The sequence below is a fragment of the Flocculibacter collagenilyticus genome (assembly GCF_016469335.1).
GTDB classification, from domain to species: Bacteria; Pseudomonadota; Gammaproteobacteria; order Enterobacterales; family Alteromonadaceae; genus Flocculibacter; species Flocculibacter collagenilyticus.
This window is the reverse complement of the sequence record NZ_CP059888.1, coordinates 3,559,860-3,575,269: the sequence shown is the minus strand read 5'-3', so window position 1 is coordinate 3,575,269 and position 15,410 is coordinate 3,559,860. Positions and strand designations below refer to the sequence as shown.

Here is a 15,410-nt window from a genome sequence, read left to right as displayed (position 1 = left end):
ACTACGCTCTACGTGCTTGCGCTCGTTATTGAAAGTAGCTATACGGTTGACGTTTGAGTTGCTAGTGATACTATAGTGATACTTTGTTTATTGAGAGTTGATACTATGAAAGTTGAATTAGTTACCACATTAAAAAGACAAGCTACTAAAATATTAGCTGATCTTCACTCTACTAAAGAGCCTGTATTAATCACTGAACATGGAAAGCCGTCAGCCTATCTAGTTGATGTTGAGGATTATGAAATGATGCAAAGACGCATGGCCATATTGGAAGGCATCGCTAGAGGGGAACAGGCGATTAGAAATGATCAGGTAGTGACAAATGAACAAGCCAAAGAGCAAATGAATAAATGGCTGAAATAATATGGACAAGGCCCGCTCTAGACGAACTCAATGAGATTGCTGATTATATAGCTGTTGCTAATTTAGCTGCCGCCCAAAAACTAGTTCAAACAATTTTCGACAAAACGGAAAGATTGGAAACTCATCCAGAATCGGGGAGAGTTCCTCCTGAAATACCGACTCTAAATTACAGAGAAATCGTAGTAAGCCCATGCCGGATTTTTTATAAACTCGACGGAAATAGACTTTTTATATTACACGTGATGCGTCAAGAACAAGATCTGAGGCGTTTTTTACTAATTTAGTGATTTGTATAGCTAACAAGAGACGGTGGCACCTATGGCTAATTTTAAGCTTTTGGCGCTTCCCAAATAACTTTATCTCTTAGCATAGAATGTCATATCACAATCACTTTTCCGAGACAGGCAGTCAGAGTCTCTTTTTTCGGTTTTCTCGCCGTAACTAAGTTTGTTATGCTGCTATGATAGCAGTTCTAATCAGGCGCCCAAATTAACTATGTCATTACAGTCAGGAGTATCATATAAATGACTAGATTGATATTTTCCATAGTGTTTTATTTTTTTGCCTCTTTTTTTGTGGTTGCTCACTCTGAGTGGGGGACGTTATCTACTGAGCTTAAATGCCCAGAAGGAGAGGGAGGCACTAGTATTGAAGTTGTGATACACAATAACTTTAATGATCCTATTGAAATTCGAGAAAGTGATTTGGGGTTAAATAAGGAACTTCGATATGGCTTAGTTAGTGTGATTCCTTATGACTTACTATACAAGCACGCAACAATAGATATAACAGAGTCACCTAAGTGGCTAAGAATGCCAATTAATGGGCCTGATAAGACGGTTACTATTGCTCCATGGCAAACATTAAGGTACACGCTTAATCTTGATAAGCACTTTAAGTTAAGTTCAAATAAAGAGTATATAGTGTATTTTTTATCGCCTAGAATTCCTAATTTTTCTGGTTACTTTCCTGAGACATTTACGATATATACGAATCAGTTACATTTTGGAGCCAAAAAGTGTGAGTTTTTTAGTGCTGAGCAATATGTAGATGTTATTGAAAAGCAAACGAAGGCACTAAATAAGTTCAATAAAAATTAAATGCATCGTTTATTCTCACGTGAAATGTGATGGGTATTTATGTTTTAGGGTAGATAGAGCACAGTGATTTTTGCTGTGCTTTTTTAGATTGAATTCAAATAATGCTATACCTTTCGCAAACAGGTATGATCTCAACATTTTTATAATCACAGTCGCATACAAAAAATGAAACGATCAAATTACATTACCCGCGATGGCTGGGATGCGCTTGAACGCGAACTAAAATATTTATGGAAAGAAGAGCGCCCTAGAATTACGCAGTCTGTGTCTGAAGCGGCTGCGCTGGGCGACCGTAGTGAAAATGCAGAATATATTTATGGTAAACGACGCTTGCGTGAAATTGACAGGCGCGTTCGCTATTTAGACAAGCGCTTAGAAGTATTAGAAATTGTTAACTATTCACCGCAGCAGGAAGGTAAGGTATTTTTTGGGGCGTGGGTGGAAGTGGAAAACGATGAGGGTGAAACATTACGCTGTCGTATTGTTGGCTCTGATGAGATTGATACTAAAAAAAACTACATTACGATTGATTCGCCCATGGCTCGCGCTTTAATTGGTAAAGAAATTGATGACGAGGTAACAGTAAATACGCCTTCTGGTGTAAAAGAATGGTATATCAATACAATACAATATAAACCGTTTGAAGAGTGAAAGTCAGGTGTACCCTGTTGAAAAAAGAATAGCTTATTAGACAATAATTTAAACGCTTTTTGCTTATTATTTCATCTTAAGCATATTTTATTCTCCTTAATTTTGTTAAGGTTATAGCATAATAAAAAATCATTTTCATAATAGTAGTAGTAATGAAAATTAATCATTTATGCCTCGCCGTGTGTGGCGAAGGGAAAGGGCGGATGAGCGTTAGTTCTCGTTCACTATTAACATCGGCTTGCCTGTTGCTCATCACATCGTTTATTACGTTGTTCATCTTAAGTACCATTAGTGGTGAGGCATTTGCACACTCACGCTCTTATTACGCCAGTCAGTTTAACAATCAAATTACGTCAAATGACACCCCGCCGCATCGTGTTCTTGAGTTAGACAAAAGCTTTTCTAGCTATGAAGGCTTGTCTGATACCACAGTGTTTTCTATGGTGCAGGATAAACAGGGCTTCTTATGGTTCGGTACGGTAGATGGGCTGAACCGTTATGACGGTACGCAATTTAAAGTATTTCGTCATGACTCGGCAAATCCATCCTCTATTTCCAGTAGTTTAGCGGGCAATTTGTTTATTGATTCGAAAGATCGGCTATGGGTTGGAACATGGGGTGGTGGTGCTAATCGTTATGATGCCAGTACAGAAACGTTCACACGCTTTCGCCATCGCGTTGAAGATCCCACCAGCATTTCTGCTGATCGGGTGCAGTCATTTTTTGAAGATAAAGAACACCGCTTGTGGATGGGGACGAATGGCGGTGGTTTAAATTTATTTGAAGAACAGTTAAAGACCTTTACACGTTATGAGCACGATAAAGATAACCCGCATAGTATTTCTAATAATCGTGTGTGGAGCATTATTCAGGCGCCAGATGGTAATTTATGGGTTGGCACGTCAGATGGTTTAAATTACTTTGATATTGAACGTGAAGTATTTAAGACCGTACCATTTTATGTGCCGCACATCAATTCATCCGACCAAAACGAAGCACGCACTTTATTAATTGATAATAAAGCGCGCTTGTGGGTTGGTTCAGAAGGTCAACTCAGTTATTTAGATCCTCATACTGAAACGTTTGTACATGTCCCATTTCCGCATGGTAAAGAGGCCATCGTTAACCACTTGATTGAAGATGGCAGCCAAGGTATTTGGGTGGCAACTATGACAGGGTTGCTTTACTTAGACTTAAATACACTTTCATTCTTGCCACTTTCGGAGCAAGGCGAATTTATTATGTTTGCCAATAAAAGTATAAAAGATGTGCACCAAGATGCATCGGGAATGATCTGGATTACCACTGCAGCGTCCGGTGTTAAGAAGTTGCGAATTAAGCAGCAAGTGTTTGAAAGTAAGATTAATTATCACGAAGCATTGGGGCTTTCAGGCGCTTATAGCCAAATTAGTAGTATGCTAACGGATGATTCGGGCGTGCTATGGTTGGGCACACGTGGTGGTGTCATTTTGTATGATCCAAGTACAAATACATTCACTGCACTTGAACATGCTTACCAGCAAAAGCTGGATTCTGTTATTTGGCGGTTAGCGAAAAGTTATAATGGCAACATTTGGATTAGTGCTTCAAATGGTGTTTATTTATTTGATTTTGCAAGTAAGACGCTAGTGGATTATCGAGCAACGCTCCAATCACTGAATATTTCAAACATCGTAGACATCCATGAAGATAAAAACAAGCAAGTGTGGTTTATTGAAAAGGACAGAGGGCTAGTTAAATGGTCGCCTGAAGATAATAGTGTTGAGCGTTTTACATCGCATGCTGACCACACGTTTTTTTATCAAGACTCGCTAGGAAGGTTTTGGTTAGGCAGTAATGACAGCGGACTGAGTTTATTTCTACCAGAACACAAAACGTTTCAATATTTTAGCTATGATATGGCAGACAAAAGGAGTTTGAATGGCAACTGGGTGACCGATATTTTACAAGCGCGTGACGGCACTATTTGGGTTGCCACCCATTACGGCTTGAACCAGATGTTAAGCTTAGATGGAACATTCAAACGATACGACACAAACAATGGCTTAGTGAACCGCGCGGTGCAATCTATTTTGCAGGACGAAAATGACGCACTGTGGCTAAGTACTCGCCGCGGCTTGGTTCGTTTCGATCATGCCAATGACCAGTTTACGTTTTTCTCAAAATCTGATGGTTTGCATTCAGATGCCTTCAGCGTTTCGTCAGCGTACATTGATCCCAACGGCAAGCTTTATTTTAGCGGCCATGATGGATTTACTGCGTTCTATCCAAAAGATATCAGCGTTAATCAGCATAAGCCAAATACCGTTGTCACTCAGGTGTTAGTGGACAATGAACCAGTTCAGTTTATTAATAACGAAATTCATCTAAACGTTAAAAATAAAAGCATAACGTTTAAATTTTCTTCACTTGATTATGTTGCGCCTGAAGAAAACTTATACAGTTATAAAATGGAAGGCTATGACGAGGAGTGGTTGCCTGTTAGCCGTCAGCGCACGGCGACTTACACAAATTTAGACTTAGGTGAATATGTGTTCCAAGTGCAAGGCTCTAATAATGCAGGCATATTTGGAAGCACGGCAGTAATAAAAATCTACGTACCGCAACCGTGGTGGGAGTCTATTTGGTTAAAGCTAGTTGGGATTTTGTGTTTATTAGGGCTTACTTACTTATGGCAGCAGAGACGTGTGCGCCGTATTTGCGAAATTAACCAAAAATTAGAATTGAAAGTGTCGGAACGCACAGCAGAGCTGCAATCACGTACATTCGAATTAAAAGCGGCCAACGAGCAGTTAACTCAACTTTCTCTTACCGACTTCTTAACTAAATTACCTAATCGTCGTGGTTTTCAAAATGAAGTGGATGCGGCATTAGTTCGGTTTAAACGAAATTGTTCTACGTTTAGTATTGCCATTGCTGATATCGATCATTTCAAGCAATTTAATGATAACTATGGCCACAAAGCTGGGGATTATGTACTTAGAAGTGTGGCGAAAGTATTAAAGGCATCCGTCAGAGAGCAAGATGTTGTGGCTAGATGGGGCGGCGAAGAGTTTATCTTTTTATTTCCCGATACGAACATTACAGGGGCCAAATTAATTGCTGAAAAAATTCGCGTAAGAATACAAAATGCGCCTTTTGAGTATGAAGAACACCAGTTTGATGTCACGCTAACATTTGGTGTATGCCAATACGCTGCTGGCGTTGACTTTGATACGTGCCTAAACCGCGCAGATGAAGCCTTGTATAAGGGTAAAAAATCTGGACGTAATAAGGTTGTGATTGACGCATTAAGCGCATATGCAGGACCTGTAAGGCAAGGTGTCGACAGCAATATTAAATCGGAAACTAAGCGAAGCAATATTGACGCAGTAACAGAGGAGTAACGTTAAACTTTGTAACAAACTTCTGATGCTGTAGTCATTTGTATTTCATACAGATTGCCTTATAGTAGTGCTAATAGAATTAATAATAAAAGCGGATTACTCATGGGACAGGAAACTTCCAAAATCTTAGTGGTAGATGACGATATGCGATTACGTTCATTACTTGAGCGTTATTTAGTTGAGCAAGGTTATATCGTGCGTTCGGCGGCAAATTCTGAGCAAATGGATAGGTTACTAGAACGCGAAAATTTCCATATGATGGTACTTGATCTCATGTTACCCGGTGAAGATGGTTTGTCTATTTGCCGTCGTTTACGCCAAAAAGAAAATGAAATCCCGATTATTATGCTTACTGCAAAAGGTGACGAAGTCGATCGCATTATTGGCCTTGAATTGGGTGCCGACGATTATTTGCCAAAACCTTTTAACCCAAGAGAATTACTTGCTCGTATTAAAGCAGTGCTACGCCGCAAAACGCAGGATGTGCCTGGTGCGCCTAATGCCGAAGAAGGGACGGTAGAGTTTGGTGAGTTCTCGCTGAATTTAGCTACAAGAGAAATGCGTCGTGGTGACGAAATGATGCCACTGACTAGCGGCGAATTTGCGGTATTAAAATCCTTAGTCACACATCCTAGGGAGCCTTTATCGCGAGATAAGCTAATGAACTTGGCTCGTGGTAGAGATTATTCTGCCTTAGAACGTAGTATCGACGTACAAGTGTCGCGTTTGCGTAAAATGGTTGAAGAAGATCATACAAAGCCGCGTTATATTCAAACAGTTTGGGGCCTAGGTTACGTTTTTGTTCCAGACGGTGAGCAACAGGCTTAAGTAAAGCTACCTTTTTTGTTCTTTAAAGTCGCTAATATTACCTCGCTGATATTAGCGCTTAGGATGACATGAAACTATTACCTCGTTCAGCATTTGGCCAAACGGTATTTTTAATTGGTGTTTTATTGCTACTTAACCAATTGGTCTCTTATCTTACCGTGACGTTTTACGTCATGAAACCAACCACCCAACAAATTAACTACCTTATTGCCAAGCAAATTAAAGTCGTGTTTTTAGATGTGGATACGGAAGAGTTAGATATTCCGGAAGAACTATCAACCCACTTTTTTGAAGCAACAGGTATACAAGTATTACTTGATAGTGAAGCCAATAAGCATGGATTAGCGGATGCGGCGTTCTATCATTATTTATCTGATGAAATGTCGAAACAACTTGGTGGCCCTGCTGAAGTGCGTATTTCGCAAGGTGAAACCTATTTTTATTGGGTAAAGCCACCGCAAGCCCCTAATTTATGGGTAAAAATACCACTGAGTGGCCATGATGAAGCCGACTTTTCACCATTGTTAGTGTACTTGGTCGTGATTGGTGTATTAAGTGTGGCAGGGGGCTGGCTGTTTGTTAGGCAGTTAAATCGTCCACTAAAAGAGCTTGAACGAGCCGCTATATTAGTCGGAAAAGGCGAATTTCCCGAGCCAATTAAAGCGAAAGGATCCACTGAAATTCAAGCGGTAACACGCGCATTTAATCAAATGTCGAACGGCATTAAACAGCTTGAAGAAGATCGTAACGTGTTGATGGCAGGTGTTAGTCATGATTTGCGCACCCCACTAACACGAATTCGCTTAGCGACAGAGATGATGTCACCCAATGAAGATTACCTAAGAGAAGGAATAATTGGTGACATAGAAGATATGAATGCGATTATTGATCAATTCATGGCGTACATTCGTCACCATAGACAAGAGCCACTGATTGAACAAGATTTAAATTTAATAGTAGCAGAAGTGGTTGAAGCCGAAGGCAGCCATCGTCGCGACATACGTACCGAGCTAGATGATGCTTTGCCAGCCATCCCGTTACGATATATTGCAATTAAGCGAGTGCTTACTAACTTAATTGAGAATGCGATTCGTTATTCTGATGGTATTATTGAAGTAGAAACAGGCTTTGATAAAAAGCGTAATCAGGCGTGGGTCATTGTTAGTGATTATGGCCCCGGCATTCCCGAGCAAGATATAGAACGACTATTCCAGCCGTTTACGCAAGGCGATTTAGCACGAGGCAGTGAAGGCAGTGGTTTAGGCTTGGCTATTATTAAGCGCATTATTGATATGCACAATGGCCAAGTAGAGCTATCTAATTTAGCTAGAGGCGGGTTAGCAGCGAAGGTAACGTTTGAGATAAGCTTATAGCATTGATGTGGGTGTTAATTGCCTCACAATAACCTTATTTAGGATGAGGCATACCAAACAAAAAAGGCTAGATTGATAAAATCTAGCCTTTTAAATATAACCTGTAAAGCAAAGGGTTATTTAAGTTTTGGACCTGCTTTTACAATCTCTGCTGATACATCGTATTTCTTGAAGTTTTCAACAAAGTCTTGTGCAAGTTTGCGCGCATATTCTTGATACTTTTCTTTGTCATCCCATGTATTGATTGGGTTTAACAATTCGCTATCTACACCCGGTACTTTAACGGGTACATCTAGGTTTAGTACATCAATGTGCTGCGTTTCAGCTTTTGCTAATTTTCCAGACACAATCGCGTCAACCACAGCACGTGTAGTTGGAATATCAAAACGCGAACCAATTCCGTATGGACCACCCGTCCAGCCAGTGTTTACTAGGTAAACTTTTGCGCCGAACTCTCTAACACGCTTCATTAGTAATTCAGCATACACGCCAGCAGGACGTGGGAAGAAAGGTGCGCCGAAACAAGTTGAGAAGGTTGATTCAATGGCAGATGTTGAACCGATCTCAGTTGATCCTACTTTCGCAGTGTATCCACTTAAGAAGTGATAAGCGGCAGCTTCTTCATTTAAAATTGATACAGGCGGTAATACACCACTTACATCACATGTTAAAAACACAACGGCTTTTGGTTCGCCAGCGCGGTTTTCAATCACACGCTTTTCGATGTGCTCTAATGGGTAAGCTGCACGCGTATTTTGCGTTAAGTTATCATTTTTATAATCAGCAACACGTTGCTCGTCTAATACAACGTTTTCTAAAATTGTGCCGAAACGAATAGCGTCCCAAATAACGGGTTCATTTTTCTGAGATAAGTCGATACATTTTGCATAACAACCACCTTCAATATTGAACACACTGCCCGGTGCCCAACCGTGCTCGTCATCACCAATTAGGAAGCGTGTTGGATCCGCAGATAACGTAGTTTTCCCTGTGCCTGATAAACCAAAGAATAATGCTGTGTCACCTTTTTCACCTACATTTGCAGAACAGTGCATTGGTAATACACCTTTTGCTGGAAGTAGGAAGTTTTGCACTGAGAACATAGACTTTTTCATTTCACCCGCGTAATGCATACCAGCAAGTAGTACTTTGCGTTGGGCAAAATTGATCATGACTGTGCCGTCGCTATTGGTGCCATCGCGCTCAGGCTCGCACACAAATGAAGGGACGTTTAAGATTTGCCATGCTGGTTTATTTGCTTGGTTCCATTCTTCAGGAATGATGAAAAGGTTTTTAGCAAACACATGATGCCAAGCTGTTTCGGTAGTAACGATTAGCGGCTGATAGTGCTCTGGATCTGCGCCTACTTCTAAGTGAGAAACAAAGTGATCTTTGTCAACAATGTGGTTTTCAACTCTTTGCCATAACGCATCAAACTTTTCAGCTTCGATAGGTTGGTTAACCGCGCCCCACTGAATATCATTTTCAGTAGATGGCTCTTTCACAATATAGCGATCTTTTGGCGAGCGGCCAGTACGACGACCTGTAACAGCAACAAAAGCGCCATTTGCAGCTAATGTTCCTTCATTGCGGTTGACTGCAAGTTCTATCAATTCTGCTACTGATAGATCAACGTACCGAGTTGCGCTAGACGACATGTAGGGACTCCGTTTTGGTAATTAATAGGTTGTTAATTAGTTTTTTGTTCGATGTCTTGAAAGGATACAAAGTCTACTACAAAAAGTGATTGGTAAAAACCCAAAAAGCACATTGAAGATACCAGAATTGCAAATATTTTTAACATTTTTAGCGTGAACATTCATATTGTAAAACGCCAGCGTCGGGATTTTATTTTTTTGCCGTCTACACTTGTACAAGTGCGTCTATTTTTACGTAGTAAAAGTTAGCGTCACTTCTTCACTAGTCAGTCTTCAAGAAGGTATTAGATTATGTCTACATCTACGTTATCGAAATTGCTAACGTCCTGCGTACTCCTCTTTATTTGTGTCAGTGTTTTAACATGGCTAACCGCTGTTCAGGCCAACACTGGCCAGTTAGTCCAAACACATGAGCAGATTAAACTTAGTCCTGTGATGCAACCTGAAGTCACACATATCAACTATGCCAAAAACAATACCAAAAATTATGCCAAAGTGAAAAATGCTGCGGTTAGCAATACGCAGTGGCCTCAGGAGGCATACTACATTATTCAGTTAACCGACGCGCCGATAATCAAAAGTAGGGCTTTCAAACAAATGAAGGCGATAACTAAGCTGCACCAGCAAGGCAGGCAGTTAACGTTGAGCGATAAGAATGCGCAAAGGCAATTGCAGCAACAAATTAGCTTGCACCATATTACTTTAGCTAAGCAGCGCGATGCAGTCATGAAACGGATTCAGGCACGCTTTTCAAAAGTAGCGGTACAACGTTATTACGATACAGTATTTAACGGCATTGCTATTAAAGCAACGGCGGAACAAGCGGAGAACATACAGCAAATAAAGGGGATAAAGCGCGTTTATAAAAATAATAAAGTGTACCCGAAATTAGACCGCTCGCATGATGTGATTAACTCTGCAACGGCTTGGGCGTTAGCGGGCGGACGAGCTGATGCAGGTAAAAATATTAAAGTCGCTATTATTGATTCTGGTATTCGTCCCACACATCCAATGTTCAGCGGTAGTGGTTTTAGCGCGCCAGATTTATCTGGCAATAGCCATATAACCAATAATCCTGACTATTGCAGAGCGGTGGATGCCACCTTTTGTAACAATAAGCTGATTATTGCGCGCTACTCTAATCCTACTTTTGCTATTTATGAAGATGAGCACCTTTCACCATTAGGCTTTGATGGACATGGCACACATGTAGCGGGGATTGCTGTTGGGAATGAGGTGACAGCGCCTTTTGCTAATCAATCGCTTAATATTTCGGGTGTTGCCCCGGGCGCCTATTTATTAGTGTATAAAGCCCTTTTTGCATCAGCAGGCGATGCAACTGATATTTCAGGTGACGATGTGATGTTGTTAGAAGCGCTTGATCATGCTGTAAAAGATGGTGCGGATGTCATTAATAATTCATGGGGTGGTGGCGCTGGCGGTAATCCGGCAACCAGTGTTTATCGCACTGTATTTGAAGATGCTGAAGCGGCAGGCGTAGTGGTAGTTAGCGCTGCTGGTAATGAAGGGAGTGGTACAAGTACGATTTCGTGTCCAGGCTGTATTGAGGCGGGTATCACGGTGGGTAATACCACTCACGGCCGCTTTTTTAGTAATGTGGTAACGCTTGCAGGTGTAGATTATTTAGCTGTTGAAGGAAGTAATAATTTATTAACGAGTAATCTTAATTTGCCATTGATTGCAGCTAAGCAAGTCGATAGTAATAACGAGTTAGGGTGTAATGCATTTCCCGCTGGTGCGTTTGATAATGCCATTGCATTGGTGTCGCGTGGCGTATGTTTATTTACAGAAAAAGCTGCAAATGCCAGAGCCGCAGGCGCTGATGCAATCATTATTTATAATAATGTGGCGTCAGCGCCATTTACTATGACAATGGATGAGTCCTTGCTTCCTGCGGTGATGGTGTCACAGCAAAACGGAGAAAAAATACTGGAGCAGTTGTCACAAAGCGCCGGACAAACTGCATTTATTAACGCTTCTACTACTCGTGTGATTGATGAGTTTTATTCGGATAATTTAGTCGCCAGTAGTTCGCGCGGACCCAATACCCAGCTATCATTTTTAAAGCCTGATATTGTTGCGCCAGGGGGCAGTATTTTATCGGCTATATCGCCTGAAGATCCCACGGCGCTTAATCAAGATTATGCGCTATTAACTGGCACTAGCATGGCCAGTCCGCACGTTGCAGGGGCGGCGGCAGTGCTTAAGCAACTCAAGCCTAATTGGAATGCTAAGCAAATCAAAAGTGCGTTAATGTCGACCAGTGACTTTATTAATTTAGTGACAGAAGACAGCGAAACGGTTGCTTCGCTATTTGATCGCGGAGCAGGGCGGTTGAACTTAGGTAAAGCCAGCCAAACCAACACCACCTTTAATAAAGCATCGTATGCGAACAGCGCCTGTATCAGTGCGTGTAGTGTGGTTAACTCGGTGACTAATCACAACAATGTTGTTATGCAATGGTCTGCGGTGGTGATCATGGATGACGATGAGGTAAATGGTACCGTGTCGCCAGCTGATATCACGCTATCTAGTAACCAAACGCTGTCATTTACCACCAGGATTGATACGTCTACCGCAACTGAAGCAAAATGGTATTTCGGACGAGTGCAGTTCACCAGTACAACAGGTTTACAACGTCATATCCCGATTGTGGTTTTTGCAACCGAATCAAATAATAATGCCGTTGTGAATACTTTCACTACTGACCCTCAGCCGTTAATTGGTGAGAACGTGCCAATAACCGCAGAGCTACAAAATGCCGGTTATAAAGGAAATATTACCTTTGAGGTTGCTACGCCTACTGAGGCTGAGTTTGTTAATAATACACTGCAAGTCAATGTTGAAAGGGGTAGCACTACTTCGCAAAGTCAAACATCGAATAAACTACAGTGGCAGGGGCTGTTAGATGCGGAATCGCTAACGGTAGAGCCAGATGCAACACCGTGGGGCAATATCCCACTAAGTGGATTTGGGGCCGGCCCCGTGGCATGTGCAAATGGCTGTGATGACTTTTCATTTAGCATTGATTTTAACTTTAGTTATAACGGACAAAGTTACTCACAACTGGTGGTGTCTGATAATGGTTTGGTTATTCCGGGGGGGAATCAAGACTTAGAAAATGCATCGACCAATCAGTTATTACCCAGTTTTAATGCTCCCAATAATGTTATTGCGCCATTATGGGCGGATTTTGATTTAGATGAGGCAGGTGTTACAGACTCTGGTGGCGGTGTGATCAGGCAGCACATTCTGCAAAGCGATGGCAAACAATATTTAGTTGTAGAGTGGGATAAAGTTAGGTTATACAGCGAAGACAATAGTGAAACAGATGAATACAGTTTTCAGGTTATTGTTGAAGAAAATACTGACAATATTTGGTTCAATTATTTAGCACTGCCACAAATGCCCAATGTAGCAACAGTGGGAGCCGAAAATAGCGACGGTACAGTAGGGGTGAATTACTATCACAATACCAATTACCCTGCTACGCCCTCTGCGCCATCTGGTAGTACGCCAATTTTAACTGGTGCAGCATTAGCGCAATCTGGCTTTTCGCTTGAGCTGAAAAAGTTGGCTGGTGGGAAGGTGACATTGAGCTATCAGCTGCAATCAAATAGCACCAATAATTACACAAAAGCCGATATGTTGATAGTTGAAGAAAATGCATCAGGGTCTATTAATGTGTTAAGCAATGACGATGCAACTGCTCAAGTTACGGTGAATGCGACCGCGACATTGGGTACGTTAGTGCAAGAAGCATCGCAGTTAATTGTACTGGCGGCAGACGGCGGATTAGATGCATCAAGTTTAAGCTTAACGCAATTGCCACAGTATGGTCAGGCTGAAATCACCTCTGCAGGTGTGATCAAGTACACGCCAAATGCCGGTTTTTCAGGTATTGATACACTGCGCTATCAGGTATCAGATCAGCAAGGTCGTCAGTCAAACCCAACTGATGTATCAATTACGGTAGAAAATTTAAATAATGCACCTGTGCTTACAGCAGGCTCAGCGGTGACAGTGGCAGAAGGAGGAAGTATTACGCTCACTATTAGTGCCAGTGACGACGATGGCGATACCTTAAGTTTTAATTGGCAGCAAACATCAGGGCCAGCGGTTTCATTGGCAACCGATGGAAACACTGCTACTTTTATTGCCCCTCAGGTTACCACCAATACTACGCTTCAATTTTCAGTAACAGCCAATGATGGTACAAGCGACAGCAATACGGTCACGCTTAATGTTACGGTAACAAACACAGTGTCGTCAGGACAAAGCGGAGGAGGGAGCAGCGGAGGAAGTATTGGGTACTGGTTATTGATGTGGTTTCTGTTGTATGTAAGCCGTCAGCAGTTGTGCAAAGCCAAGTAGATTAAATATTTTGTACCTAAATAAATACGTTATAAGTTAATACATTAATGCAAAGAGGTGAGTAACATACCGCAAATGAGCGATTTTCATGAGCTGGACTATAATTATTAACTAGCTGATGTCCTACGTCGTAATGGATTGCAAGTGGAGTAATCCATTACAAACTTCCGCAAGGGGGCATAACATGAAAGTCCAGCAAAAGCGCATTATTGTGTGTTGTGATGGTACGTGGAACGAACCAGATAGTAATCCTACTAACGTAATCAAGCTGGTGCGAAGTATTAAAGCGGTGGATGAAGAAGGTCGCCATCAGGTTGTGTTTTATGATCAAGGTATTGGCACGCACAACTATACGGATAAGGTTGCGGGCGGTGTATTTGGTCTTGGTTTAGCGAAAAACATGCTAGACGGGTATCGATTTATTGTTCATAACTACCAACAAGGTGATGACATTTTTTTGTTTGGTTTCAGCCGTGGTGCGTACACTGTTCGCGCTCTGGCAGGCATGATTGATACGGTTGGACTGCTTAAAAAATCACAGCTTACTGAGCTTCGCCAAGCGTATGAATATTATCGAACGCCACCTCATCAACGCGCTTATAATCGTTATGTTAATAATTTAAAACCTGATATTACTTTATTAGGTGTATGGGATACAGTTGGTGCGTTAGGCGCGCCTACCCCCTTGTTGAAAACACTGTCAAACCGTTGGGTTGGTTTTTTTAACACCCAACTTAGCAGTATTGTGCGCAACGCCTACCACGCATTAGCGCTGGATGAAAAACGCCATGCATTCAAACCTGCACTCTGGACGGGGCAAATATCGCCCAGTCAAATCGTAGAGCAAACCTGGTTTGCAGGCGTGCATTCAGACATTGGTGGTGGGTATGAAGAGCACGGTTTGTCAGACATTACATTAATGTGGATGATAGAAAAAGCGCAAAAAATCGGACTCTCGGTTGATGAAGATTACATCAATAACACTGAATTCTGCGCGCCGTCAGCGGTTGGACAATTACATGATTCCCACTCCCTCACTCATCAATGGTTAGAACGTTTTCAAAATAAAAACGGTGTACGCAATATTGAAGGCGACATTAATAATCCCGCAATCAATGTGACTGTGCATCAAAGTGTAAAATTAAGAATGAAGTCATTAGATGACTATCGACCAGAAAATCTAGAGCGCAAAGTGCCTGAAAGCCAAGCGCATGAGCGTCGCAACTTTGAGCGGAAAGTGATAGACAATTTGACCGGAGATTTACAGAGAAATAAAAAACACACTGACTGCAATATACTCGACTTTTCCGTACTGGGTGGTGCACGCATTGAATGTGATACCAAGCTGAAAAAAAACGACAAAGTCACCTTGGCATCTCCTGAATTCGCCCGCACTGTTGCCACGTGTGTGTGGGCAAAAGGTGGGCAATACGGCGTACAATTTGCGGCGTAGTTTGGGCCTGTTTATGGGCTCACTGCACTAAACGCAGCGTTGATTTAACGTTACGTTTAGTGTGCTCAACAATGTTGCTCGTATCACAATATCGAACCAGTTCACTAATAAGGCTTTTAATTTCAAAGCGCAATGGTAGAATCTTGGCAGTTTATTAATTTGCAGTTACAGTAAAATAAGTAAGTGTTTGCTTACTTATCAAT

General features: G+C 41.7%; 10 protein-coding genes. 9 read left to right on the top strand and 1 reads right to left on the bottom strand.

The genetic code is table 11. The features are described 5' to 3' along the window. The first annotated feature begins 105 nt into the window (after window positions 1–105). From HUU81_RS15860 to envZ, 7 genes are all read left to right on the top strand, one after another. Window positions 106–363, top strand: a complete 258-nt coding sequence (locus HUU81_RS15860; protein WP_199609872.1) for a type II toxin-antitoxin system Phd/YefM family antitoxin — start codon at window positions 106–108, stop codon at window positions 361–363. Further along, window positions 351–647, top strand: coding sequence for a type II toxin-antitoxin system RelE/ParE family toxin (locus tag HUU81_RS15855; RefSeq protein WP_199609871.1), 297 nt, complete (start codon window positions 351–353; stop codon window positions 645–647). Before HUU81_RS15860 ends, HUU81_RS15855 begins: the two co-directional genes overlap by 13 nt. A 240-nt stretch (window positions 648–887) precedes the next feature. Further along, window positions 888–1,463 carry a hypothetical protein gene (locus HUU81_RS15850; protein ID WP_199609870.1) on the top strand — a complete coding sequence of 192 codons (576 nt, stop codon included), beginning with the start codon at window positions 888–890 and terminating at the stop codon, window positions 1,461–1,463. 165 nt (window positions 1,464–1,628) lie between these two features. Next, window positions 1,629–2,114, top strand: coding sequence for a transcription elongation factor GreB (greB, locus tag HUU81_RS15845; protein WP_199609869.1), 486 nt, complete (start codon window positions 1,629–1,631; stop codon window positions 2,112–2,114). Window positions 2,115–2,266: 152 nt separating this feature from the next. Beyond that, window positions 2,267–5,500 carry a ligand-binding sensor domain-containing protein gene (locus tag HUU81_RS15840; protein ID WP_199609868.1) on the top strand — a complete coding sequence of 1,078 codons (3,234 nt, stop codon included), beginning with the start codon at window positions 2,267–2,269 and terminating at the stop codon, window positions 5,498–5,500. Between the two features lie 102 nt (window positions 5,501–5,602). After that, the gene (gene ompR / locus HUU81_RS15835) at window positions 5,603–6,328 is read left to right on the top strand and encodes an osmolarity response regulator transcription factor OmpR (protein WP_325071749.1); all 726 of its coding nucleotides are present in this window, start codon (window positions 5,603–5,605) and stop codon (window positions 6,326–6,328) included. 68 nt (window positions 6,329–6,396) lie between these two features. Further along, complete coding sequence (gene envZ, locus HUU81_RS15830) at window positions 6,397–7,701, top strand: two-component system sensor histidine kinase EnvZ (RefSeq protein WP_199609867.1); 1,305 nt, start codon at window positions 6,397–6,399, stop codon at window positions 7,699–7,701. A gap of 116 nt (window positions 7,702–7,817) precedes the next feature. On the opposite strand, the gene HUU81_RS15825 is transcribed toward envZ, so the two are convergent. After that, on the bottom strand, window positions 7,818–9,359 hold the full coding sequence (locus tag HUU81_RS15825) for a phosphoenolpyruvate carboxykinase (RefSeq protein WP_199609866.1): 1,542 nt from the start codon (window positions 9,357–9,359) through the stop codon (window positions 7,818–7,820). 291 nt (window positions 9,360–9,650) lie between these two features. On the opposite strand from HUU81_RS15825, the gene HUU81_RS17590 reads away from it, so the two are divergent. Beyond that, a complete protein-coding gene (locus HUU81_RS17590) occupies window positions 9,651–13,754 on the top strand; it encodes a S8 family serine peptidase (protein ID WP_199609865.1) in 4,104 nt (1,367 codons plus the stop codon). A gap of 184 nt (window positions 13,755–13,938) precedes the next feature. Then, the gene (locus tag HUU81_RS15815; RefSeq protein WP_199609864.1) at window positions 13,939–15,207 is read left to right on the top strand and encodes a DUF2235 domain-containing protein; all 1,269 of its coding nucleotides are present in this window, start codon (window positions 13,939–13,941) and stop codon (window positions 15,205–15,207) included. Window positions 15,208–15,410: the final 203 nt, after the last annotated feature.

Bases quoted from the DNA above. Each gene is read 5' to 3' on its own strand.
- HUU81_RS15860 (WP_199609872.1), top strand. From the start codon at position 106: ATGAAAGTTGAATTAGTTACCACATTAAAAAGACAAGCTACTAAAATA.
- HUU81_RS15855 (WP_199609871.1), top strand. From the start codon at position 351: ATGGCTGAAATAATATGGACAAGGCCCGCTCTAGACGAACTCAATGAG.
- HUU81_RS15850 (WP_199609870.1), top strand. From the start codon at position 888: ATGACTAGATTGATATTTTCCATAGTGTTTTATTTTTTTGCCTCTTTT.
- greB (WP_199609869.1), top strand. From the start codon at position 1,629: ATGAAACGATCAAATTACATTACCCGCGATGGCTGGGATGCGCTTGAA.
- HUU81_RS15840 (WP_199609868.1), top strand. From the start codon at position 2,267: ATGAAAATTAATCATTTATGCCTCGCCGTGTGTGGCGAAGGGAAAGGG.
- ompR (WP_325071749.1), top strand. From the start codon at position 5,603: ATGGGACAGGAAACTTCCAAAATCTTAGTGGTAGATGACGATATGCGA.
- envZ (WP_199609867.1), top strand. From the start codon at position 6,397: ATGAAACTATTACCTCGTTCAGCATTTGGCCAAACGGTATTTTTAATT.
- HUU81_RS15825 (WP_199609866.1), bottom strand. From the start codon at position 9,359: ATGTCGTCTAGCGCAACTCGGTACGTTGATCTATCAGTAGCAGAATTG.
- HUU81_RS17590 (WP_199609865.1), top strand. From the start codon at position 9,651: ATGTCTACATCTACGTTATCGAAATTGCTAACGTCCTGCGTACTCCTC.
- HUU81_RS15815 (WP_199609864.1), top strand. From the start codon at position 13,939: ATGAAAGTCCAGCAAAAGCGCATTATTGTGTGTTGTGATGGTACGTGG.